The 22,906-nt window shown below is 66.6% G+C and carries 25 protein-coding genes and 1 riboswitch; of the genes, 17 read left to right on the top strand and 8 right to left on the bottom strand.

Features of this window, described 5'->3' with window-relative positions:
* Window positions 1-61: 61 nt before the first annotated feature.
* The 6 genes from secY (at window position 62) to rplQ (ending at window position 4,620) form a co-directional block, all read left to right on the top strand.
* Window positions 62-1,396: a preprotein translocase subunit SecY gene (gene secY / locus OSH07_RS08355; protein ID WP_266338150.1), complete on the top strand. Its 1,335-nt coding sequence runs from the start codon at window positions 62-64 to the stop codon at window positions 1,394-1,396.
* Entirely contained in the window at window positions 1,393-1,998 is a 606-nt protein-coding gene (locus OSH07_RS08350) for an adenylate kinase (RefSeq protein WP_266338149.1), read from the top strand. Before secY ends, OSH07_RS08350 begins: the two co-directional genes overlap by 4 nt.
* A gap of 160 nt (window positions 1,999-2,158) precedes the next feature.
* Window positions 2,159-2,527: a 30S ribosomal protein S13 gene (rpsM, locus tag OSH07_RS08345; protein WP_266338148.1), complete on the top strand. Its 369-nt coding sequence runs from the start codon at window positions 2,159-2,161 to the stop codon at window positions 2,525-2,527.
* Window positions 2,528-2,609: 82 nt separating this feature from the next.
* A complete protein-coding gene (gene rpsK, locus OSH07_RS08340; RefSeq protein ID WP_266335047.1) occupies window positions 2,610-2,999 on the top strand; it encodes a 30S ribosomal protein S11 in 390 nt (129 codons plus the stop codon).
* A gap of 123 nt (window positions 3,000-3,122) precedes the next feature.
* Window positions 3,123-4,142, top strand: a complete 1,020-nt coding sequence (locus tag OSH07_RS08335; protein ID WP_266338202.1) for a DNA-directed RNA polymerase subunit alpha — start codon at window positions 3,123-3,125, stop codon at window positions 4,140-4,142.
* 49 nt (window positions 4,143-4,191) lie between these two features.
* Window positions 4,192-4,620 (top strand): 50S ribosomal protein L17, encoded by a 429-nt coding sequence (rplQ, locus tag OSH07_RS08330; protein WP_266338147.1) that lies wholly within the window; start codon window positions 4,192-4,194, stop codon window positions 4,618-4,620.
* Between the two features lie 364 nt (window positions 4,621-4,984).
* Here the strand turns inward: rplQ and OSH07_RS08325 are convergent, their stop codons facing one another.
* Window positions 4,985-5,974: a hypothetical protein gene (locus OSH07_RS08325; protein WP_266338146.1), complete on the bottom strand. Its 990-nt coding sequence runs from the start codon at window positions 5,972-5,974 to the stop codon at window positions 4,985-4,987.
* A gap of 315 nt (window positions 5,975-6,289) precedes the next feature.
* Between OSH07_RS08325 and OSH07_RS08320 the strand changes: the two genes are divergently transcribed.
* From OSH07_RS08320 to OSH07_RS08305, 4 genes are all read left to right on the top strand, one after another.
* The gene (locus OSH07_RS08320; RefSeq protein WP_266338145.1) at window positions 6,290-7,636 is read left to right on the top strand and encodes a DegQ family serine endoprotease; all 1,347 of its coding nucleotides are present in this window, start codon (window positions 6,290-6,292) and stop codon (window positions 7,634-7,636) included.
* Between the two features lie 18 nt (window positions 7,637-7,654).
* Window positions 7,655-8,965, top strand: coding sequence for a replication-associated recombination protein A (locus tag OSH07_RS08315; protein ID WP_266338144.1), 1,311 nt, complete (start codon window positions 7,655-7,657; stop codon window positions 8,963-8,965).
* 80 nt (window positions 8,966-9,045) lie between these two features.
* Window positions 9,046-9,945, top strand: coding sequence for an alpha/beta hydrolase (locus OSH07_RS08310; protein ID WP_266338143.1), 900 nt, complete (start codon window positions 9,046-9,048; stop codon window positions 9,943-9,945).
* A 62-nt stretch (window positions 9,946-10,007) separates the two neighbouring features.
* Entirely contained in the window at window positions 10,008-10,637 is a 630-nt protein-coding gene (locus tag OSH07_RS08305; RefSeq protein ID WP_266338142.1) for a glutathione S-transferase family protein, read from the top strand.
* A 34-nt stretch (window positions 10,638-10,671) separates the two neighbouring features.
* Here OSH07_RS08305 and OSH07_RS08300 read toward each other — a convergent pair whose 3' ends face one another.
* Both OSH07_RS08300 and OSH07_RS08295 read right to left on the bottom strand, forming a co-directional pair.
* A complete protein-coding gene (locus OSH07_RS08300) occupies window positions 10,672-11,241 on the bottom strand; it encodes a nucleoside 2-deoxyribosyltransferase (protein ID WP_266338141.1) in 570 nt (189 codons plus the stop codon).
* 95 nt (window positions 11,242-11,336) lie between these two features.
* Window positions 11,337-12,860, bottom strand: coding sequence for a DHA2 family efflux MFS transporter permease subunit (locus OSH07_RS08295; protein ID WP_266338140.1), 1,524 nt, complete (start codon window positions 12,858-12,860; stop codon window positions 11,337-11,339).
* 174 nt (window positions 12,861-13,034) lie between these two features.
* On the opposite strand from OSH07_RS08295, the gene OSH07_RS08290 reads away from it, so the two are divergent.
* From OSH07_RS08290 to OSH07_RS08260, 7 genes are all read left to right on the top strand, one after another.
* Window positions 13,035-14,147, top strand: coding sequence for an S-(hydroxymethyl)glutathione dehydrogenase/class III alcohol dehydrogenase (locus tag OSH07_RS08290; protein WP_266338139.1), 1,113 nt, complete (start codon window positions 13,035-13,037; stop codon window positions 14,145-14,147).
* Window positions 14,148-14,222: 75 nt separating this feature from the next.
* Window positions 14,223-15,335 (top strand): AAA family ATPase, encoded by a 1,113-nt coding sequence (locus OSH07_RS08285; protein ID WP_266338201.1) that lies wholly within the window; start codon window positions 14,223-14,225, stop codon window positions 15,333-15,335.
* A gap of 3 nt (window positions 15,336-15,338) precedes the next feature.
* Window positions 15,339-16,352: a 2-hydroxyacid dehydrogenase gene (locus OSH07_RS08280; protein ID WP_266338138.1), complete on the top strand. Its 1,014-nt coding sequence runs from the start codon at window positions 15,339-15,341 to the stop codon at window positions 16,350-16,352.
* 45 nt (window positions 16,353-16,397) lie between these two features.
* Window positions 16,398-16,473, top strand: a riboswitch (Fluoride riboswitch).
* A 94-nt stretch (window positions 16,474-16,567) separates the two neighbouring features.
* The gene (gene crcB / locus OSH07_RS08275; RefSeq protein WP_266338137.1) at window positions 16,568-16,954 is read left to right on the top strand and encodes a fluoride efflux transporter CrcB; all 387 of its coding nucleotides are present in this window, start codon (window positions 16,568-16,570) and stop codon (window positions 16,952-16,954) included.
* A 32-nt stretch (window positions 16,955-16,986) separates the two neighbouring features.
* On the top strand, window positions 16,987-17,988 hold the full coding sequence (locus OSH07_RS08270) for an RluA family pseudouridine synthase (RefSeq protein WP_266338136.1): 1,002 nt from the start codon (window positions 16,987-16,989) through the stop codon (window positions 17,986-17,988).
* The gene (locus OSH07_RS08265; protein ID WP_266338135.1) at window positions 17,981-18,799 is read left to right on the top strand and encodes an ATP12 family chaperone protein; all 819 of its coding nucleotides are present in this window, start codon (window positions 17,981-17,983) and stop codon (window positions 18,797-18,799) included. The genes OSH07_RS08270 and OSH07_RS08265 overlap by 8 nt, the downstream gene beginning before the upstream one ends.
* A gap of 9 nt (window positions 18,800-18,808) precedes the next feature.
* Window positions 18,809-20,341, top strand: a complete 1,533-nt coding sequence (locus OSH07_RS08260; RefSeq protein ID WP_266338134.1) for an acyl-CoA carboxylase subunit beta — start codon at window positions 18,809-18,811, stop codon at window positions 20,339-20,341.
* 20 nt (window positions 20,342-20,361) lie between these two features.
* Here the strand turns inward: OSH07_RS08260 and OSH07_RS08255 are convergent, their stop codons facing one another.
* The 5 genes from OSH07_RS08255 to folP form a co-directional block, all read right to left on the bottom strand.
* Complete coding sequence (locus OSH07_RS08255; RefSeq protein WP_266338133.1) at window positions 20,362-20,760, bottom strand: type II toxin-antitoxin system VapC family toxin; 399 nt, start codon at window positions 20,758-20,760, stop codon at window positions 20,362-20,364.
* The gene (locus tag OSH07_RS08250; RefSeq protein ID WP_266338132.1) at window positions 20,747-20,989 is read right to left on the bottom strand and encodes a FitA-like ribbon-helix-helix domain-containing protein; all 243 of its coding nucleotides are present in this window, start codon (window positions 20,987-20,989) and stop codon (window positions 20,747-20,749) included. The genes OSH07_RS08255 and OSH07_RS08250 overlap by 14 nt, the downstream gene beginning before the upstream one ends.
* A gap of 81 nt (window positions 20,990-21,070) precedes the next feature.
* The gene (folK, locus tag OSH07_RS08245; protein ID WP_266338131.1) at window positions 21,071-21,553 is read right to left on the bottom strand and encodes a 2-amino-4-hydroxy-6-hydroxymethyldihydropteridine diphosphokinase; all 483 of its coding nucleotides are present in this window, start codon (window positions 21,551-21,553) and stop codon (window positions 21,071-21,073) included.
* On the bottom strand, window positions 21,546-21,917 hold the full coding sequence (folB, locus tag OSH07_RS08240; RefSeq protein WP_266338130.1) for a dihydroneopterin aldolase: 372 nt from the start codon (window positions 21,915-21,917) through the stop codon (window positions 21,546-21,548). The genes folK and folB overlap by 8 nt, the downstream gene beginning before the upstream one ends.
* Complete coding sequence (gene folP, locus OSH07_RS08235) at window positions 21,914-22,753, bottom strand: dihydropteroate synthase (protein ID WP_266338129.1); 840 nt, start codon at window positions 22,751-22,753, stop codon at window positions 21,914-21,916. Before folP ends, folB begins: the two co-directional genes overlap by 4 nt.
* Between the last annotated feature and the right edge of the window lie 153 nt (window positions 22,754-22,906).

Genomic DNA, 22,906 nt, shown 5'->3' with positions numbered 1-22,906 from the left:
GACCACTTGATGCCCGGCAGGGGCATTGGGGCCCGGTTTCCGGGCCCGAACGGAGCGGCGAATGGCATCAGCGGCTGAACAACTGGCGGCCAATCTCAATTTTGGCGCCTTCGCCAAAGCCGAGGCTCTGAAGAAGCGCATCTGGTTCACGCTGGGTGCGCTGCTCGTCTATCGGCTCGGCACCTATATCCCGCTTCCCGGCATCAATCCGGAAGCGCTGGCTAGCGCCTTCAGCAATCAGCAGTCCGGCATCCTGGGCCTGTTCAACATGTTCTCCGGCGGTGCCGTCGGACGCATGGCGATCTTCGCGCTCGGCATCATGCCGTACATCTCTGCGTCGATCATCATCCAGCTGATGACGTCGATCGTCCCCTCTCTCGAAGCCTTGAAGAAGGAAGGGGAGGCGGGTCGCAAGATCATCAATCAGTACACGCGCTACGGCACGGTCCTTCTCGCGCTCGTGCAGGCCTACGGCATTTCGGTAGGTCTCGAGGGCGGCAGCAACATCGTCATCGATCCCGGCATGTTCTTCCGGATCTCGACGGTGATCACGCTGACCGGCGGCACGATGTTCCTGATGTGGATCGGCGAGCAGATCACCTCGCGCGGCATCGGCAACGGCATTTCGCTGATCATCTTCGCCGGCATCGTCGCCAACATCCCGCACGCCCTGATCGGCATGCTGGAACTCGGCCGCCAGGGCGCTCTGCCGACCTGGGTCATCCTGGCCGTGGCCGTCGTCGCCGTCGTCGCGATCGCCTTCATCGTGTTCATGGAGCGCGCCCAGCGCCGCCTCATCATCCAGTATCCGAAGCGCCAGGTTGGCAATCGGATGTTCCAGGGTGAGTCGTCGCACCTGCCGCTGAAGCTCAACACGTCGGGCGTCATTCCGCCGATCTTCGCGTCGTCGCTGCTGCTGCTGCCGGCCACCATCGCCAACTTCACGGCCCAGGGCGGCGCGCCCGGCTGGCTGACCTCGACGGTGGCGCTGCTTGGCCATGGCACCGTGCTCTACATGCTGCTGTACGCGGCGATGATCATCTTCTTTGCCTTCTTCTACACGGCGATCGTGTTCAATCCGACCGACACGGCCGACAATCTGAAGAAGCATGGCGGGTTCATTCCGGGTATTCGTCCGGGCCAGAGGACGGCCGAGTACATCGACTACGTGCTGACGCGCATCACGCTTCTCGGCGCGATCTACCTGGTGATCGTCTGTCTGCTGCCTGAAGCGCTGATCTCGGCCACCCACGTTCCGTTCTACTTTGGCGGTACATCGCTGCTCATCGTCGTCAACGTGACGATGGATACGGTGTCGCAGGTCCAGGGCCATCTGTTGGCGCATCAGTATGAGGGCTTGGTCAAGAAGTCCAAGCTCCGGGGGAAAAGGCGATGAGACTGATCCTGCTCGGACCACCAGGAGCGGGTAAGGGTACGCAGTCGGCTCGTCTTGTGAAGCGTTACGGAATTCCGCAGCTGTCCACCGGCGACATGCTGCGGGCCGCCGTCGCGGCCGGAACGCCGATCGGCCTGCAGGCCAAGGCGATCATGGACGCCGGCAACCTGGTTCCCGACGAGGTCGTCGTCGGGATCGTTGCGGAGCGGATCGAGGAAGCGGATGCCCGCAAGGGCTTCATCCTCGACGGCTTTCCCCGCACGATCGCCCAGGCGGACGCGCTCGAGAAGATGCTGGCGAGCAAGGGCGTCAAGCTCGACGCCGTCGTCGAGCTCAAGGTCGATCAGTCCAAGCTGACGGATCGAATCACCAAGCGCGCCGACGAGACCCGCGCCCGCGGCGAACCGGTCCGGAAGGACGACGATCCGGAGGTCTTCAAGACCCGGCTCGCCGCCTATAACCGGGATACGGCGGTGATCTCGCCTTACTACAAGGCGGGCGGTCGCCTGATCGAGATCGATGGCATGCGTTCGATCGACGAGGTTTCGTCGGAAATCGAGAGCACGCTGGATAGACTTGACGAACAGGTCGAGAGTCGATAAGGCTCGCGACCTGCTGCAAACGGGTTATGGCGTTCCCTGACATTTCAGGGGACGGCATTGCTTGTTTGCGCAAGAGCATGCCCGCACGAGCCGGCCTCCACCGGACGCGGGATTTCGAGGCGCCGACGAAAGGTTTCGTCGGCTGGAGATGGAGACGGCAGTGGCCCGTATTGCAGGCGTAAACATCCCGACGAACAAGCGCGTCATCATCGCGCTCCAGTACATCCACGGGATCGGCGCGAAGAACGCGCTCGACATCATCACCAAGACGAACATCGCTCCCGAGCGTCGCGTCAACGAGCTCACGGATGCCGAAGTTCTGGCGATCCGCGAGGCGATCGACCGCGACTACGTCGTGGAAGGCGATCTCCGTCGCGAAGTCGCGATGAACATCAAGCGGCTTATGGATCTCGGCTGCTACCGCGGCCTGCGTCATCGCCGTGGTCTTCCGGTTCGCGGCCAGCGCACGCACACCAATGCGCGCACCCGCAAGGGTCCGGCCAAGCCGATCGCCGGCAAGAAGAAGTAATAATCATAGAGTTCGGGGCGCTAGGCCCCCGGTGGAGCCGCCGGTTTTACGGCGGTGTCGAGATCGAACGTAAGGATAGAGAATGGCCAAGGACACAACGCGCGTACGTCGCCGCGAGCGGAAGAACATCTCCTCGGGCGTTGCGCATGTGAGCTCGACGTTCAACAACACCATGATCACCATCACCGACGCGCAGGGCAATGCGATTTCCTGGTCGTCGGCTGGCATGATGGGCTTCAAGGGTTCGCGCAAGTCGACCCCGTACGCCGCGCAGATGGCTGCGGAAGACGCGAGCCGCAAGGCTGCCGAACACGGCATGAAGACGCTTGAAGTTGAAGTCACGGGCCCGGGTTCGGGTCGTGAGTCGGCTCTGCGCGCTCTGCAGGCTGCTGGCTTCACCATCACCTCGATCCGTGATGTGACGCCGATCGCGCACAATGGCTGCCGGCCGCGGAAGCGTCGCCGCGTCTAAGGCCTTGGACGGCGTCCTCGCCGGGCGCCGTCTTCACCGCGTATCGGCATTCGGCGCTCCGCCCTTAGCCGGAGCGCCACGCCACCTGAACCGTCAGGTGGCGTTCGAGATCGAAAGGATACGATCGTGATCCATAAGAATTGGCAAGAGCTGATCAAGCCGAACAAGCTCGAGGTGACGCCGGGATCCGATCCCAAGCGTCTCGCCACCGTCGTGGCGGAACCTCTTGAGCGCGGCTTCGGTCTGACGCTCGGCAACGCGCTGCGGCGCGTGCTGCTGTCCTCGCTCCAGGGCGCCGCGGTCACCGCCGTCCAGATCGACGGCGTGCTGCACGAGTTCTCGTCCATTGCCGGCGTCCGGGAAGATGTCACCGACATCATCCTGAACATCAAGGAAATCTCCATCCGCATGCAGGGCGAAGGCCCGAAGCGCATGGTGGTCCGCAAGACCGGTCCGGGCGTCGTCACCGCTGGCGACATCCAGACCGTGGGCGACATCGAAGTCCTGAACCCCGAGCTGGTTCTCTGCACGCTTGACGAAGGCGCCGAGATCCGCATGGAGTTCACCGTCAATACCGGCAAGGGCTACGTCGCCGCCGACCGCAACCGCGCGGAAGACGCTCCGATCGGGCTCATCCCCGTCGACAGCATCTATTCGCCGGTCAAGAAGGTCTCGTACCGTGTCGAGAACACCCGCGAGGGTCAGGTTCTGGACTATGACAAGCTCACGCTGACGGTCGAGACTGATGGCTCGCTTCGTCCCGACGACGCGGTGGCTTACGCCGCCCGCATCGTGCAGGACCAGCTGTCGATCTTCGTCAACTTTGAAGAGCCGCAGAAGGAAGCCGTGTCGGAAGCAATTCCGGAGCTGGCCTTCAACCCGTCGCTTCTGAAGAAGGTGGACGAGCTGGAACTTTCGGTCCGCTCGGCCAATTGCCTGAAGAACGACAATATCGTCTATATTGGCGACCTGATTCAGAAGACCGAGGCAGAGATGCTCCGGACCCCGAATTTCGGCCGCAAGTCGCTCAACGAGATCAAGGAAGTTCTCGCCCAGATGGGTCTCCATCTCGGCATGGAGGTCACCAACTGGCCGCCGGAGAACATCGAAGAACTCGCCAAGCGTTACGAAGATCATTACTAAGACAGCACCCACGGCGTGAGCCGCCGGTCGTTAAACTGAGGAGAGAGCCATGCGCCACGGTAATTCCGGTCGCAAGTTCAGCCGCACCGCGAGCCACCGCAAGGCGATGTTCGCAAACATGGCTGCCGCGCTGATCACGCACGAGCAGATCGTCACCACCCTGCCGAAGGCGAAGGACCTGCGTCCGATCGTCGAGAAGCTGGTCACGCTCGGCAAGCGCGGCGATCTGCACGCCCGCCGCCAGGCCATCGCGCAGCTGCGCGACGTCGCCGCCGCCAAGAAGCTGTTCGACACGCTCGGCCCGCGCTACCAGGAGCGCCAGGGTGGCTACCTTCGCGTTCTGAAGGCCGGCTTCCGTCATGGCGACAACGCACCGATCGCCGTGATCGAGTTCGTCGAGCGCGACGTCGACGCCAAGGGCGCTGCTGACCGCGCCCGTACGGCCGCCGCCGAGGCAGCCGAAGGCGCCGCCGCGTAAGCGGATCGCCCCCGGCAAAGTTACGAAAAGGGCGACCCTCGGGTCGCCCTTTTTGTTTTTTGGAACTTGGTCTGGCGGGGTAGGTCGGCCCGAGCCGCGATCTCGATCTCCAGCCCGATTGGATGCCCGTGACCCGCATCCGTCGCGCTTGCCGGTCGGCCCTGGAGAAAGGGCGCAGGGGGCTCGTCCCTGGTCCGGGCTTCGCTCGTTCGCAAGGCAAGGAGAGATTGCTCAGCCAACCCGCTCCCGCCTGTGGGCGAGGGCTCGGCCTGCGTATCGGTGGATGGGTGGGGTTGCTCGCCGGACTCCCTCTTCCGCTTGCGGGAAAGGGCTCGGGTGAGGGGCTTTGGGGATGCCTCGGCCGCTAGAGCTTCTCGACGGCGGTGAAGCGGAACAGGAAGCTCGGCTCCATCATCGACTGCATCAGCGAGAGACGGCTGGAGCGATAGCAGTCGGGTTCGTCGGCGAAGAAGGTTCCCGCGAAGCGGACGGTGTCGCCGGCCTTCATCTTGCCGAGGCTCTGCGCGACGGGCGAGCCGGCCGGGACCAGAGTCTGGTCCTCCATGTCCGACATCGCGTTGTTCCAGGTCTTCACCAGCGTGCCGTCGGGCAGCGCCATCGTCACGGTCAGCCGCTTGCCGGAATCGGTATCGAGCGACTGGATCTGGCCGATCCAGTTCTTCACTTCCGGCTTCGGCAGCGCCTTGCAGATGGCTGCCGCGCGCTGCGGCTGGATCGCATCGCGTTCGTCGTCGGGCGCCTTGTCAAAGGCGTCGCGGGCCGTACGCACGGCCTGGGTGAAAGCGGCCTGGTCCTTTGGCTGCTGCGGCGCCAGCACGCCGAGCAGGGCTGCCGCTTCCTCGGCCGGGCTGGTGCCGGCGGCAGCGGGCGGGGCCTCGGCGGGCGGCGCGGCGCCGGCGAGCGGATCCTGCTCGCCGCTCGGGTCCACCGTGGTGGTGGTGACAGGCACCGGATCGGGCAGGGCGGACGGCTCGAGTTGCGACTCGTCCTTGTTGGAGGCGGCAGGTGATTCGGCCGGTTCGATCACGCGGACCTGGGGAGCCGGCTCGGTCGGTTCGGGAGCGGCCGGGGCTTCCGCTTCGGCCGGCTGCGGCGTCTCGGCCGGAGGCTCGCTAGGCAGTGCTTCGGGTTCGGAAGGCTCCAGCAGGGCGATGTGCGGCATCGTGACCGGGAGCGCCGGCTTCATGATCACGCCAGCGGCGCCCGCGACGAGCAGCACGGTGCCCATCGCGATCGCGGCAAAGTTCGTGCGGCTGATTCCATTGAGAAGCAGGGGGACCAGCCCGGCCAGCAGACCCAGCAGACCTACGATGAACAGTGCGATCCAGAGCATTCCGATCCCTTCGTCCCGGCTGGATTATCCAGATGTCGGGCTCGCCGCCAAGAGCCGTCCGGCTGGCTGGAGCGAATATCCGCCGGTTTGGTGACACGAACTCTGGGCGAGGCTGTGGCAGTTGAACAGGGGTTTCGGGAACCGCCTGTGGATTCGCTCGCCAACCGGAGCGGGCATCGGCCGGCGAAGGCCACTGCCGCGCCGCATTTCGTGTAGCATTCTTGGCGAAGGAATCCCGTCAGAAAGGCTCTCTCCATGCGGTTTGGAATTGCGGTTGCAGTTGGATTGGCCGGCGCGTTGCTGTGCGGCCAGGCAATGGCCGCGGAACGCACGGTCCCCCCCTCGGAGGCCGCCCTCCGCTATTCCTTCTCGCCGATCGTCAAGCGCGTCTCGCCGGCGGTCGTCAACGTCTATGCCTCGCGCGTCATCCAGCAGCGCGCTTCGCCCTTCATGGACGACCCGTTCTTCCGCCGCTTCTTTGGCGGCGAGATGGACAACGCGCCGCGCAAGCGCGTGCAGCAGTCGCTCGGCTCCGGCGTCATCGTCGACGCGTCCGGCGTGGTGGTGACGAACTATCACGTCATCGCGAATGCCGACGAGGTCAAGGTGGCGCTGTCGGACAAGCGCGAGCTCGAGGCCGAGGTGGTGCTGAAGGACGAGCGGATGGATCTCGCCGTGCTGCGCCTCAAGGGCGGTGACGGCCAGTACCCGGTCGTCTCCTATGCCGATTCGGACGCGCTGGAGGTCGGTGATCTCGTGCTCGCCATCGGCGACCCGTTCGGGGTCGGTCAGACGGTGACGAGCGGCATCGTCTCGGCGCTGGCCCGCACGCAGATCGGCGCCTCGGACTACCAGTTCTTCGTCCAGACGGACGCGGCCATCAATCCCGGCAATTCCGGTGGCGCGCTCGTCGACATGGACGGCAAGCTGGTCGGCATCAACACGGCGATCTATTCGCGCAGCGGCGGCTCGATCGGCATCGGATTCGCGATTCCGTCCAACATGGTGCGCGTCGTCGTTCAATCGGCGCTGAAGGACGGCAAGCTGCAATTGCCGTGGCTCGGCGCCGGCCTGCAGCAGGTGACCCCGGAGATCGCAGACGGTCTCGGCATCGGCCGTCCGCGCGGCGCGCTCGTCACCGACGTGGTGGCCTCGAGCCCGGCCGAGCGGGCCGGCCTGAAGTCGGGCGACCTCGTCATCAGCGTCGACGGCATCGAGGTCGACGATCCGAACGGCCTCAATTACCGCCTGGCCACGAAGGGCGTCGATGGCCGGGTGAATCTCGACTATATCCGGGCCGGAAAGACGTTTTCGACCGAGCTGGCTCTGATGGCGGCGCCGGAAATTCCGGCTCGCGACCAGCGCACGATCGACGGCAACTCGCCCTTTGCCGGCGTCACCGTCGTCAATCTCTCGCCAGCCGTGATCGAGGAGTTCGCCTATGCCGGCAAGCGCGACAAGGGCGTGCTGATCCAGTCGGTCGAGCAGGGTTCGGCGGCGGAAGGCGTCGGTTTCCGCGCCGGCGACATCATCGTCGAGACGAATGGCGTGCAGATCGGCTCGACGAAGGACTTGGCCGGTGTCGCGGCGGAGCGGGCTTCGCGCTATAGGCTCGTGATCGAGCGCGGCGGTCGCCTGATCCGTTCGCAGGTCGGACGCTAGTCGGTTGGACGTTTTGAGATGAGCAATCTGTTCGAGGCAGCCGGAATGGAGAGGGCCGCGCCGCGGCCCCTGGCCGATCGGCTTCGCCCCGAACGGCTTGCCGACGTGGTCGGCCAGGACCACCTGGTCGGTCCCGATGGCGCGCTGACGCGCATGCTCAATTCCGGTTCGCTCGGCTCGATGATCTTCTGGGGCCCGCCCGGCACTGGCAAGACCACCGTGGCGCGCCTGCTGGCGCATGAGACGGACCTGCATTTCGAACAGATCTCGGCGATCTTCTCCGGCGTCGCCGATTTGAAAAAGGTGTTCGACCAGGCGCGGGGGCGGCGGCAGATCGGCAAGGGCACGCTGCTCTTCGTCGACGAGATCCATCGCTTCAACCGCGCCCAGCAGGACAGCTTCCTGCCGGTGATGGAGGACGGCACGGTCACGCTCGTCGGCGCGACCACCGAAAATCCGTCCTTCGAGTTGAACGCAGCGCTGTTGTCGCGTGCCCGCGTGCTGGTGTTCCATTCGCACGGGCCGGAATCGATCGCGAAGCTGCTCGATCGCGCCGAGGCGGTGGAGGGCAAGCCGCTGCCGCTCGACGAGGAAGCGCGCGAGACGCTGATCCGCATGGCCGATGGCGACGGCCGCGCCTCGCTGACGCTGTCGGAAGAGGTCTGGCGCGCGGCGAAGCCGGGCGAGATCTTCGACGCCAAGGGACTGCAGGAGATCGTCCAGCGGCGGGCGCCGATCTACGACAAGGGCCAGGACGGCCACTACAATCTGATCTCCGCCCTGCACAAGTCGATCCGCGGCTCGGACCCGGATGCCGCGCTCTACTATCTCGCGCGCATGTTCGACGCCGGCGAGGATCCGCTCTATCTCGGTCGCCGGCTGGTGCGCATGGCCGTCGAGGATATCGGCCTCGCCGATCCGCAGGCGCTCGTCGTCGCCAACGCGGCGAAGGACGCCTACGATTATCTCGGCAGCCCCGAGGGCGAACTCGCCTTCGCCCAGGCGGCCGTCTATCTCGCCACCGCGCCGAAATCGAACGCCGTCTATACCGCCTTCAAGGCGGCGATGCAGGCGGCCAAGCAGGGTGGCTCGCTGCTGCCGCCCAAGCACATCCTGAACGCCCCGACCAAGCTGATGAAGGACGAGGGCTACAACGCCGGCTATCGCTACGACCACGACGAGCCGGATGCCTTTTCGGGGCAGGACTATTTCCCCACCGCGCTCGGCCGGCAGAGCTTCTACCAGCCCGTCGAACGCGGCTTCGAGCGCGACATCCGCAAACGCATGGACTATTGGGCCAAGCTCCGCAAGGAGCGCGGCGGCGGCTAGTCGCCGACCTCGTGACCCGCTTCCTTTCCCAGATTTTCTCATGTCCAAGTGACGGGAGGCGCGGGGAAGCGGAGGGGCGGATGCGGTGCCGTAGGTTGTTGTCGTGCTTCGGCGCGATCGGGTTGGCGCTCGCCATGGCGCAGGGCGCGGAGGCGGCGAGCCGCACGGAGTTCCATCAGTCGGCGCCGAGCCCGATTCTTGGCCGCGCCATTCCCTATGCGGTCTATGTCCCGGACGGCCAGCCGGCGGCGGGCGAGCGCTGGCCGGTGTTCTATCTGCTGCATGGCTTGACGGGGCGCGACGGCGACTGGTTCACCTGGGGCAATCTCGCCACCATCCTCGACCGGCTGATCGCGTCCGGCGAGATCCGGCCCATGGTCGTGGTGGCGCCGGGCGCGGGCGACAGCTGGTATGTCGACAATGCCGATCCTGGCAGCCTTGGCCGCATGGAAACGGCGCTGATCGAGGATTTCATTCCGGCGATCGAGGCGCGCCTGCCAACGGCGGCGTGCCGCGACGGGCGGGCGATCGGCGGGCTGTCGATGGGCGGGTATGGGGCGCTGTTCCTGACGCTTCGCCATCCGGACGAGTTCCACGCCGCCATCAGCCTTTCCGGCGCCATCGCCGAGACGATGGGGCCGGGCGACCCGCGCCTCCATGCGGATTTCGTGCGCGATCTCTACAAGGGTTCCTATGGCGAGCCGATCGACCGCGACCGTTTCAACGCGCTCAATCTGTTCACGCTCGCCGCCGCGACGCAGGCGTCGTCCGATCCCGCGCGGATCTGGATGGCGATCGGCGACCAGGACTATCCCGAACTGCGGCGCGCCGGCGGCCGGCTGGCCAAGGCGCTTGTGGCGCAGGGCTATCCGGTCGAGCAGAGGAGCAGCGAGGGGCGGCATTTCTGGGACTACTGGCAGCGGGCGATCGAGCCGGCGCTGACCTGGCTGTCGCCACAGCTCACGACGCGCTGCGACTGACGGGGCTCTTTCCGGCCGGGGCGGCGAGTTGCATGATGGCGGCCTCAATGGGAGTGCGCGCCTTGATCCTCATCGGCCAGTATGATTCGCCCTTCGTCCGCCGCGTGGCGATCGCCATGCATCTCTACGCCATTCCGTTCGAGCACCGGCCCTGGTCGGTCTTCGGCGATGCCAAGAAGATCGCGCCCTACAATCCGCTGACACGCGTGCCGACGCTCGTGCTCGACGATGGCGACGTCGTCATCGAAAGCGCGGCGATCCTTGATTATCTCGATGAGCTCGCCGGCGAGGAAAAGGCGATGATCGCGCCGTTCGGGCCGGAACGGCGGCGCGCGCTCAAGGTTTGCGCGCTGGCGACGGGGCTGGCCGACAAGGCCGTCAGCCTCGTCTACGAGGCCGTGCTGCGCAAGGACGAGTCCAAGGTTTGGGTCGAGCGCTGCAAGACGCAGATCGCCGGCGTCCTCGACGCTCTCGAGGCGGATCGGGCTGATCGGCCGTCGCCATGGTGGTTCGGCGACCGCATCGGCCATGCCGATATCGCGGTCGCCTGCGCCTATCGCTTTACCACCGAGGCCCATCCCGGCCTGCTCGGCGACCGGCACTGGCCGCGCGTCGAAGCGCTTTCGGCCGAGTGCGAGGCGCTTTCGGTGTTCGCCGAGAATTCCCAGGCGGTGTCGCCGCCCAAGGCCTGAACCGTCTGGCCTGAACCGTCTGGCCTGACCGGCTTCAGGCGAGCTTTTCGACCGCGATGGCGAGGCAGGCCTCGAAGGCGGCGAGATCGGTGTAGAGCGCGGCCGGATCGGCATTGCCGACGACGACCGCGCCGCCGCGCCGCTCGATGCCGCCATGCAGCATCAGATTGTCGATCATTTCGAAATCCTCGACCGAGAGCCCGTCCGGACCGCGCTTGTGGCCGTCCTCGCCCTCGGCGACGGCCCCGCCGTAATATTCGAGCACGCGCGCGAAGTGGTTGGCGGAGACGTTGGTGTAGGCGAAGACGGGCTTGCCGAGCCCGCACATGAAGCCGAGTTCGAAGGTCGTGCCGGTGTCGGCGGCGATGCCGCGGAACGGCGTCAGGTTGGCGATGATCGCGTCGGACGCCAGCATCATCTGCTCGTCGACTTCGCTGATCGCCAGTCCGAAGCCCTTCTTGGTGTCGGAGGGCGGGATATCGAGGTCGCCTGGCGAGATCGGCGTGAAGCCGGCGGCGCGGGTCAGCGCCGCCTTGCGGTCGAGGATCTCACGGGCGTTGGCGAGGAAGACTTCGGGGCCCGCGAGGTAGATCTTTTTCGACAAGACTGGATGCCCTTTGCTGGGGACGGATGGACCGCCATGGATGCTGCCCGCCAGCGATACCGGCGCGCGTGAAGAAAGCGTAAGCGGGCGGGGCGTCAGGCCTTCCCGTCGGTCGCCGGCAAGGGTGAGGCGTCCTCGGCCGGTAGCCGGCGGCGCTTCAGCGTCGAGATCGTAGCGGCGAGGGCGAAGAGGAAGAGCAGAAGGAAGCTCGTCTCGACCGCGCCGAGGATCGGATGGCCGTAGAAGATGACATCGTCGGTGCGCGCGCCCCCGATCACCTGCATGCGCCAGGCGAGCGTCGACGCGGCGCTGGCGACGCCGAGACTGACGCCCAGCATGCGGGCGAGGTTGAGCATGGCGCCGGCCTCACCGGAAAGCGCCGGCGGCGCTGCGCCCATGGTGGCGCTGTTGTTCGGCGCCATGAACATGCCGAGCCCGGCGCCGAAGACCGCCAGCGACAGAATGCCGAACAGGCGCGAGGGTGCGGGCTCCAGCGCCACGAGCGAGAGCGCGAGCAGAGCGGCGGCGCAGAGCGCCATGCCGGCGAGGTTGAGGGTCGTGGCGCCGAGCCGGTTGACGAAGGAGCCGGCGATCGGCGCGGCGATGCCAAGCGCGATCGGGATCGCCGCCAGCCGCAGGCCGGCCAGTTCCGGCGTGTCGTGGAAGCCGCGCACCAGTGCAAAGGAGATCAGGTAGAACATGCCGTAGAGCATGGCGTAGCTCAGCATCACAGCGACGATGCCGAGCGAGAAAGCCTCCGACTGGAACAGCTTGAGATCGACCAGCGGCGAATCGGTCCGCCGTTCGTGCCTGACGAACAGCACCAGCAGCGCGATGCCAGCGAGGCTGGTGCCGATGAACGATGCCGAGGCGATGCCCCAGTCGGCGGCCTGGTTGAGCGCCAGCACGATGCAGAGCAGCGCCGGCGGCAGCAGCAGCGCGCCCAGCGCGTCGAACCGGCCCTCGGCGCGGCCTTCGTCGCGCGGCAGGATCAGCCAGCCGAGCAGGACGCCGACGACGCCGATCGGGGCGGTGACCCAGAAGATCGAGCGCCAGCCGAGCGAGCCGATCAGCAGGCCGCCGACGATCGGCCCCAGGCTGACGCCGATCGCCTGCGCGGCCGAGAAGATGCCCATGGCACGCCCGCGCCGTTCCTTGCCGGCGGCGCGGACCAGGATCGAGACCGAATTGGCGCCGAGCAGGGCGCCGCCGAGGCCCTGCAGGACGCGGAAGGCGATCAGTTGCGGCAGGCTGGTCGCGATGCCGCAGAGGACCGAGGCGAGGAGGAACGCCGCCATGCCGATCAGGTAGAGCGGCTTGCGGCCAAATTGTTCGCAGAGCCAGCCGAAGACAGGCAGCGAGGCGGAGAAGCTGAGCAGATAGGCGAGCGCGACCCAGCTCGTCAGCGTCTCGCGCGTGTGGAAGACCTCGGCGAGATGAGGCAGCGCCAGTTGCACGACGCTGGCGTCGAACTGACCCATGAAGCTGCCGATGCAGGTGACGCCGACGATATACCAGGGATAGGCGGGCCGAGCCGCCAGCCGTTCGCGAAACGTGGCCGCCGTCGGTCGCGGCGCATCCGCCGGGCCGCTATCTCTCAGTCCAAGCGGTTCATTCATGCATGCCTCTCCCACCCCTGCCGTTACGCTAGCATGGATTGGCGCGGATGCATCTTCCGCCACGCGTCTGGTGATCCGCGTGCGACAGGGTATTTTATCGTCGCAAGGCTGGCGTATAAGCGGCCGAGCCATGTGGAAGGGCCGCTCGCGGCCCGCAGAGAGGGAACATCCCAAATGAAGACTCGCGCCGCCGTCGCCTGGGAAGCCAACAAGCCGCTCACGATCGAGACGATCGATCTGGAAGGTCCGAAGGCCGGCGAAGTGCTGGTCGAGATCATGGCGACGGGCGTCTGCCACACCGACGCCTACACGCTGTCCGGCCTTGATTCGGAGGGCAAGTTCCCGGCCATTCTTGGCCATGAGGGCGCGGGCATCGTCCGCGAGGTCGGCGCCGGCGTCACCTCGGTGCGCCCGGGCGACCACGTCATTCCGCTCTACACGCCGGAATGCCGCCAGTGCAAAACCTGCCTGTCGCAGCGCTCCAACCTCTGCACGGCGATCCGCTCTACCCAGGGCCAGGGCCTGATGCCCGATTCGACCTCGCGCTTCCGTTGCGACAGCGAGACCGTGTTCCACTACATGGGCACGTCGACCTTCTCGAACTTCACCGTGCTGCCCGAGATCGCCGTCGCCAAGGTTCGCGAGGACGCGCCCTTCGACAAGATCTGCTACATCGGCTGCGGCGTGACCACGGGCGTCGGCGCGGTGATCCACACCGCCAAGGTCTGGCCGGGCGCCAATGTCGTCGTGTTCGGCCTCGGCGGCATCGGCCTCAACGTGATCCAGGCGGCCCGCATGGTGGGCGCCGACAAGATCATCGGCGTCGATCTCAATCCGTCCAAGGTCGCGATGGCCAAGAAGTTCGGCATGACGCATTTCGTCAATCCGGACGAGGTCGGCCGCGACAAGGTCGTGCAGGCGATCGTCGACCTGACCGGCGGCGGCGCCGATTTCTCGTTCGAGTGCATCGGCAATGTTCACACCATGCGCCAGGCCCTGGAATGCTGCCATCGCGGCTGGGGAGAAAGCATCGTCATCGGCGTGGCGCCGTCGGGGGCCGAGATCTCGACCCGTCCGTTCCAGCTCGTCACCGGCCGCGTCTGGAAGGGCTCGGCCTTCGGCGGCGCGCGCGGCCGCACTGACGTTCCGAAGATCGTCGACTGGTACATGGACGGCAAGATCAACATCGACGACCTGATCACGCACACCATGCCGCTCGACGAGATCAATACCGCCTTCGACCTGATGCATGAAGGCAAGTCGATCCGCAGCGTCGTCGTATTCTGATCGCCTGACGGAGGCGGGCGGCCCTTTCTGGCTGCCCGCCGCTCAAACTCCGAGCCACCGGGGCCCGCCTTGCCGCTGCGCCTGACCTCCGTTTCGGCCGAGCTCTATCGTTCGATCCGGCGCATCCGCCTGCCGGTCGAAGAGCTGACCGTGCTCGTCGGCAAGAACGGCGTCGGCAAGACCAATCTCTACCGCTCGCTCGAATTGCTGGCGGCCGCCGCGCGGGGCACGGTCACGCGTGAGATCGCGGAGGAGGGCGGTTTCGATTCCGTCCTGTGGGCTGGCCCGCGCGCCAAAGGCCCAGTTCGGCTGAAGCTCGGTGCCGAATTCGGCGACTATGAATATTCGATCGAGATCGGCCTGCCGGCGCCGATCGACGAGGCGGCGCTGACGGCAACCGAGCCGATGGTCAAAGCCGAGGAACTGGTCCATCGCTTCCGCGGCAAGGCGGTGACGCTGATGAAGCGGCAGGGACCGAGCGCATGGCTGCGCGATGGCGACGGCCGCCGCCAGTCCTATGAGGAGGCGCTGGTTCCCTCCGAGACGGCGCTCGCCGGCTTTCGTGACCAGGGGCGGTTCACCGAACTCGACCTCGTCCGCCGCGCGCTGCTCGACTGGCGCTTCTATCATGATTTCCGCACCGACAAGGCGTCGCCGATCCGCCAGCCGGCGCTCGCGATTACCACGCCGACGCTCTCCTCGGACGGCTACGACCTGGCGGCCGCGCTGGCGAGCGTGATCGAGATTCGCGGCGAGGCGCCCGAAATCGAAGCGGCGATAGAGGATGCCTTTCCGGGCGCGGTGCTGGTGACCGAGTTCGGCAAGGGCACCGTCTCGATCGGCTTGAGATTTTCCGACCTGCCGCGCCCGCTCGGCGCGCACGAGCTTTCCGACGGCACGCTGCACTTCCTCTGCCTCGTCGCGGCGCTGTCCGGATATCGGCTCCCCGGCTTCATCGCCCTGAACGAGCCGGAGACGAGCCTGCATCCCGATCTCGTCGAGCCGCTGGCGCGCCTGATCGCGCGCGCCGCCGGACGGACGCAGGTCTGGGTCGTGACGCATTCGCAGGCGCTCGCCGACGCGTTGGAGCGCGAGACCGGCGTTGCATCGCGCGTTGTCGTCAAGGAGGATGGCGCGACATGGATCGAAGGGCTCAAGCTCTTCGGTGAGTTCGCCGATCAGGAGTGAAACATGCGGGTCGCCGTCTTCAGCACCAAGCCCTACGATCGGCAATATCTCTCCGAGACGAACGCCGCCTTCGGCCATGAGCTGGTCTTCTTCGAGCCGCGGCTCGACCTTTCCACCGCGCCTCTGGCGGACGGATTTCCCGCCGTCTGCGTCTTCGTCAACGACCAGCTTGACCGGCCGCTGCTGACCCATCTCGCCTCGACCGGTACGCGGCTGATCGCGCTCCGCTGCGCCGGCTTCAACAATGTCGATCTCGTCGCCGCGGCGGAACTCGGCATCGAGGTCGTGCGCGTGCCCGCATATTCGCCGCATGCGGTGGCGGAGTTCACGGTGGCGCTGCTCCTCGCGCTCGATCGCCGCATCCCGCGTGCCTGGGCGCGGGTGCGCGACAACAACTTCGCCTTGGACGGCCTGATAGGCAACGACCTCTATGGCAAGACGATCGGCGTCGTCGGCACCGGCCGGATCGGCGGTCTGGTCGCGCGCTGCCTGAAGCTCGGCTTCGGCTGCCGCGTGCTGGCCTTCGACCAGTGGCAGGATCCGGCGCTGGTCGAGATCGGCATCGAATATCGCCCGCTCGACGAGGTGCTGACGGCGGCGGACATCCTCACGCTGCATTGCCCGCTGACGCCGGAGACGCATCACCTCGTCGATGCCGGCGCGATCGAACGGGCGCAGCCGGGCTTCCTCCTAATCAACACCAGCCGCGGCGCGCTGATCGACGCCGAGGCGCTGGTCGACGGTCTGAAGAGCGGCAAGGTCGGCGGCGTGGCGCTCGATGTCTACGAGCAGGAGGCGGATCTCTTCTTCGAGGATCTCTCGAACGAGATCATCCAGGACGACGTGTTCCAGCGCCTGTTGACCTTCCCGAACGTGCTGGTCACCGGCCACCAGGCTTTTCTCACCGCCGAGGCGCTGATGGCGATCAGCGAGACGACGCTCGACAACATCGCCGCCTTCGAGGCGGGAGGTGTGCTCGAAAACCGCGTGGTCGTGCAGGCTGTGGTCGGCCACTAGTCTTCGCCGCGGCCCGATTGCTTTTCGGCAGCGCCGCGCCTAATTCTCTCTTCCGGGAATGGAGTCTCCCGAGGTCCCCGAGACCTGAACCGCCGGATCGGCTGATGGCTCCTGCTTTGTGCTTTCGGGCCCATGGCAGGAATCCGTCTAGCTTCCTGTCACGGTATGTCGGGCTGGACCTCGCGAGATCGGGCGCCAGGCCCGAAGGAGATTCCATGTTTCCAACCGTCCTCGTCTTCCTCGGTGCCGGTCTTGGCGGCGTGCTGCGCCATGGCGTCAACCTGACCGCGGCGCGCCTGTTCGGAACCGGATTTCCCTGGGGCACGCTCACCGTCAACGTCGTCGGCTCGCTCGCCATGGGGCTCTTCGCCGGCTATTTCGCCTTTCGCGACGGCATGAACTGGACGCAGCACGCAAGGCTGTTCCTCACCACCGGCGTACTCGGCGGCTTCACCACCTTCTCGACGTTTTCGCTCGATGTCGTGGTCCTGCTGGAGCGCGGCGAGACGGGCGGCGCTACGATTTATGCGCTCGTGTCGCTGATCGTGTCGGTTCTCGCGCTGTTTGCGGGGCTTTGGCTCGTCAGGACGCTCGCCGGGTGATATGAGGCGCCTTCAATAGAAGGACTTTTCTCATGGCGACCGTCGTCTCCAAGACTGTAGGGCCCGACGAGGCCGGCATGCGCCTCGATCGCTGGTTCAAGGAACACTATCCGGGCCTGTCGTTCGGGCATCTGCAGAAGTTGCTGCGATCGGGTCAGGTGCGCGTCGATGGCGGCCGCGCCAAGACCAATGACCGCGTCAATCCGGGCCAGGTGGTGCGGATTCCACCGCTCGGCGTCGATGCGGCCGGCGGCAGCCCGCATGTCGCGCGCCCGCTCGGCGCGCGCGGCAGCGCCGCCGACGCGCTGATGGCGATGTGCCTCTACGAAGACGACCAGGTCTATGTCTTCAACAAGCCGCAGGGCCTCGCCGTCCAGGGCGGTTCCGGCCTGACGACGCATGTCGACGGCATGCTCGAAGCGCTGCGCGACACCAAGGACCAGAAGCCGCGCCTCGTGCACCGGCTCGACCGCGAGACGACCGGCGTGCTGGTCGTCGCCAAGACGCGCCTTGCCGCCTCGAAGCTCGCGGCGAGCTTCCGCGCCCGCACGACCAAGAAGATCTACTGGGCGCTGGTGAAGGGCGTGCCGCGCCCGCCGCAGGGCCGGGTCTCGACCTGGCTTGCGCGCGACGGCGGCCCGGCCGGCGACAAGATGAAGATCGCCCGCCATGGCGAGGACGACGCCAGCCATGCCGTGTCGCTCTACTCGGTGGTCGATATCGCCGGGCAGGGGCTCGCCTGGCTGACCATGCGCCCCGTCACCGGCCGCACGCACCAGCTGCGCGCCCACGCCGCCCATATCGGCCATCCGATCATCGGCGACCCCAAATATTTCGAGGCGGACACGAACTGGGAATTCCCGGGCGGCATCCAGAACAAGCTGCATCTTCACGCGCGTCGCATCATCATCCCGCATCCCTCGGGCAATGGCGTGCTCGACGTGACGGCGCCCCTGCCGCCGCACATGGTCCAGAGCTGGAACCTGCTCGGCTTCGACAAGGACCTGGGCGATACGGGTGAAGAGGATGAGTGAGCCCGGCAAGGACACGGGGCCGAAGGGCGGCCGGCTTGCCGATATCGGCGCCGGTCCGGACGACGAGGGCGCGAAGCCGCTTGTCGCGCCGGAAAAGCTCGACGCTCCGAAGCTGCCGAAGCGCTTCTACGCGAACGCCGCCATAGCCCCCGCCGAGGGCGGCGGCTATCTGGTCCAGCTCGACGGCCGCTCACTGCGGACGCCCTCGAAGGCCGTGCTCGCCGTGCCGGATGAAGCGATCGCGGCCGCGATCGTCGCCGAATGGGCCGGGCAGGGCGAGGTGATCGATCCCGGCTCGATGCCTGTGACGCGCCTCGTCAATTCGGCGCTCGACGGCGTCTCCCGCGAGCCGGAGGCAACGCGCGCCGAGATCCTGCGCTATGCCGGGTCGGACCTGCTCTGCTATCGCGCCGACGGACCCGCCAAGCTGGATGCCCTGCAGGACGAATTCTGGTCGCCGCTGATCGGCTGGATGCAGGAACGCTTCCATGCCCGCTTCGTGCTCGCCCAGGGCATCGTGCATGTCGAGCAGTTCCCGGAGACGATCGAGGCGGTCGACGTGGCGCTCGGCGATCTCGACATCCTTCGCCTGGCGGCGCTCAACACGATCACGACGCTGACCGGCTCCGCCATTCTGGCTGTCGCCGTGCTGCATCGCCGCCTGACGGCCGAGGAGGCCTGGGCGGCGGCGCATGTCGACGAAGACTACCAGATCGGCCTCTGGGGCGAGGACGAGGAAGCCAGCGTGCGCAGGGCCGGGCGCTGGAAGGAAATGCAGGCCGCGGCGCTGGTTCTGGCCGCACGGGGATAGGAGACAAGCGTGAAGCACGTCCTGGCTGAACTCGAGAAGCGTCGCGCCGAGGCTCGGCTCGGCGGCGGCGAGAAGCGGATCGCGGCCCAGCATGCCAAGGCCAAGCTGACGGCGCGCGAGCGCCTGGACGTGCTGCTCGACGAAGGGTCGTTCGAGGAGTTCGACATGTATGTCGAGCACCGCGGCACCGATTTCGGCATGGACAGGACCAAGATCCCCGGCGACGGCGTCGTCACCGGCTGGGGCACGATCAACGGCCGCGCCGTCTTCGTGTTCGCCAAGGACTTCACCGTCTTCGGCGGTTCGCTGTCGGAAGCACATGCCGCCAAGATCACGAAGATCCAGGACATGGCGCTGAAGAACCGCGCGCCGATCATCGGCTTGTTCGACGCCGGCGGCGCCCGCATCCAGGAAGGTGTCGCGGCGCTTGGCGGCTATGGCGAGGTGTTCCAGCGCAACGTGCTGGCCTCCGGCGTCATCCCGCAGATCTCGGTCATCATGGGGCCTTGCGCCGGCGGCGACGTCTATTCGCCGGCCATGACTGACTTCATCTTCATGGTGCGCGATTCGAGCTACATGTTCGTCACCGGCCCGGACGTGGTGAAGACGGTCACCAACGAGACGGTGACGGCGGAGGAACTGGGCGGCGCCTCGATCCACACCGCGCGCTCGTCGATCGCCGACGGCGCCTATGACAACGATGTCGAGACGCTGCTCGAGATGCGGCGGCTGATCGACCTGCTGCCGCTGAACAATGGCGGCGACATTCCCGAGATCGAGAGCTTCGATGCGGCCGACCGCATCGAGATGTCGCTCGACACGCTCGTGCCCGACAACGCCAACAAGCCCTATGACATCAAGGAACTGATCCTCAAGACGGTCGATGAGGGCGATTTCTTCGAGATCCAGGCAGCCTTCGCCCGCAACATCGTCACCGGCTTCGGCCGCATCGAGGGCCGCACGGTCGGCTTCGTCGCCAACCAGCCGATGGTGCTCGCCGGCGTGCTGGACAGCGACGCCTCGCGCAAGGCGGCCCGCTTCGTGCGCTTCTGCGACGCGTTCTCCATTCCCATCGTCACCTTCGTCGACGTGCCGGGCTTCCTGCCGGGCACGGCGCAGGAATATGGCGGGCTGATCAAGCACGGCGCCAAGCTGCTCTTCGCCTATGGCGAGGCGACGGTACCCAAGATCACCGTCATCACGCGAAAAGCCTATGGCGGCGCCTATGACGTCATGGCCTCGAAGCATCTGCGCGGCGATTTGAACTATGCCTGGCCCACGGCGCAGATCGCGGTGATGGGCGCCAAGGGCGCGGTCGAGATCATCTTCCGCGCCGAGACGGGCGACGCCGAGGGGCTGGCGGCGCGCACCAAGGAATATGAGGATCGCTTCCTCTCGCCCTTCGTTGCGGCCGAGCGCGGCTATATCGACGAGGTGATCATGCCGCACTCGACCCGCCGCCGCATCGCCCGCGGCCTCCGCCTCCTGCGCAACAAGGCGCTGGAGAACCCTTGGAAGAAGCACGACAACATCCCACTCTGAGCCGATTGGCGAGCTAGTCGTCAGGCGATCAGTTCGGTTGCGACGCCACGACTTTGGGCGATCGATGCCAGCTTTCGGTCCGCTGTGCCAAGCACTGCCTGTTCGGCGCCGGCCAGCGCCAGATACAGGCAATCATAAACCGGGTGCTGCGCGTCGCAGGCAATGGCGATCGCGCTGTCGAGCAACTCCACGGATGGGACGATCCTGTCGATGACAAGGGGCGCCTCCTTGAGGAGCAGGCGCGCCATGTCGCAGTCCATACGGCCGGCCTGAACATAGCGCCAGAGCGCGTTGGCCGTTTCGACCAGGATTATGTCGGGGGCGCTCAACGGGTGCCCTTCGATCCATTCGACAGCAGCCGCGGAGCCCTCGGTGCGGACGAGCGCGCGGACCAGTATGCTCGCATCAACGACGGCCATGATCGCCGTCTCGATCCTCGCGAATCCACGGCGTCGGGTCGGGCATTGCCGGCTCCATTCGAGCGCGCAATTCCTGCAGCCGGGCCAGCGCCTCTGCCTTCCGGTCGCGGGCATAGTCGGCGACGAGATCGCGCAGCGCCTGCTCGGTCGACTTGCCTTCGGATCGTGCACGCTGCTTGAAGCGCGCGGCGACGTCGTCTTCGATATTTCGGACCAGCATCTGTGCCATGAAAAGCTCCATGCTATCTTGGTGATAGCATGGTCCTTCACGGCGTATTTCGCAAGCCGGCCCTCGGGCAGGGCAATTCGGCTAGAGCGTGCCGACCTTGCGGATGTCGTCGGTTTCGACCTCGGCGAGGATGGCGTGGATCGTACGACCCGCCACCGTCGCCTCCGGCGCGATCTCCGCGAGCGGCACCAGCACGAAGGCGCGTTCGATCATGCGCGGGTGCGGCACGATCAGGCCTTCCTCGTCGATGGCGGCATCGCCATAGAGCAGCACGTCGATATCGAGCGTGCGCGGTCCCCAGCGGATGGCGCGCTCGCGGCCGTGGTCGCGCTCGATGCGCAGGCTGAGATCGAGCACCGCGCGCGCCGACAGCGTCGTATCGAGCTCGATGCAGGCGTTGAGATACGGTCCCTGCGGCACCGGTCCCCAGGGCGGGGTCTCGTAAAGCGAGGAGATCGCCGTGACGTGCACGCCCGGCGTCGCCGCCAGCGCGGAAATGGCGGCGCGCAGCATCGCTTCGCGGTCGCCGAGATTGCTGCCGAGGCCGAGGTAAACCTTAGTCACGGGGGCGCTCCCGCTCGATCTCGATCGAGATCACCCCGGTCGCCAGCGGCACGGGCGCTTCCGGTTTGGTCACGCGCACGGTCAGCCGCTCCACGGGCGGGTAGGTCTCGAACACCGCCTTGGCGATCGCCTCGGCCAGCGCCTCGATCAGCTTGTAGCGGTGCGTGCGGCCGATCTCCTCGATCAGCACCGCCATCTCGCCATAGTGCACGGTCTTGGTCAGGTCGTCGGTGCGTCCGGCCTCGGCGAGGTCCAGTTCGGCGGTGATGTCGACGCGGAAACGCTGGCCCAGCACGGCCTCCTCCGGCAGCACGCCGTGGAAGCCGAAGAAGCGCAGGTCGTTGATGAAGATGCGGTCGGTCATTGAGGTTCGCGGCTGGAGAGAATGGCGTCCGTGACGGCGAGTGCGTCGCGGTGGGCGGCGACGTCATGCACGCGGAAGGAGGAAACGCCCTTCGCGGCGGCCAGGACATTGGTGGCGAGCGTGCCGGCGAGACGCTGCTTGGGCTCGCGGCCGGTGATCTCGCCGATGAAGCGCTTGCGCGAGACGCCGAGCAGCACGGGGAATCCGAGCGCGACGATCTCGTCGATGCGGTCGAGGATCAGGAGGTTCTCGGCCAGACCCTTGCCGAAGCCGATGCCCGGATCGAGCACGATCCGGTGGTCGGGGATGCCGGCCCCGCGGGCCAGCGCGATCGAGCGGTCGAAGAAGCGCTTCATGGCGTCGAGGATCGTCGCCTGCGAATAGGTCTCGCGCTCCCAGTGGCTGGCGATGACGGCGGCGCCATGCGCCCCGGCGACGCGCGCGATCTCCGGCTCGCGCTGCAGGCCCCAGACGTCGTTGACGATATGGGCGCCGGCCATGAGCGCCATGTCGGCGACGGAGGCCTTGTAGGTATCGACCGAAATCAGCGTGCGGGTCGCCGCTGCCAGCGCCTTGACGGCCGGGATGACGCGGGCGGCTTCCGTCTCGGCGTCGACTTCGGCCGCGCCGGGACGGGTCGATTCGCCGCCGATGTCGATGATGTCGGCGCCCTCGGCGATCAGCTGCTCGGCATGGGCAACCGCCGGGCCGGCCTCGGCATGGTCGCCGCCATCGGAGAAGCTGTCCGGCGTGACGTTGACGATGCCCATGATCAGGCTGCGGCCGCTGGTCCGGCGGTCGAGGTGATCGATGTCGATGGGGGCGGCAGGCGCCATCTGGAGTTCCCGGCAAGGGTTGCGATTCAGGCGGCCGCGAGCGGCGCGCCGCTGTTACAGCACCCAAACCCGTTGGCCTGTCAACGGATTGTCGGGCGCTGGTTCGACGCAGGCTGGCAGGGCAGGGATCCGGCAGCATGCGCAGGCGCCTCC

Origin of the sequence: Kaistia nematophila (assembly GCF_026343855.1) — a bacterium.
Classification (GTDB): Bacteria; Pseudomonadota; Alphaproteobacteria; order Rhizobiales; family Kaistiaceae; genus Kaistia; species Kaistia nematophila.
The sequence above is the reverse complement of the archived record's forward strand: the minus strand, read 5'-3'. Positions and strand labels throughout refer to the sequence as shown.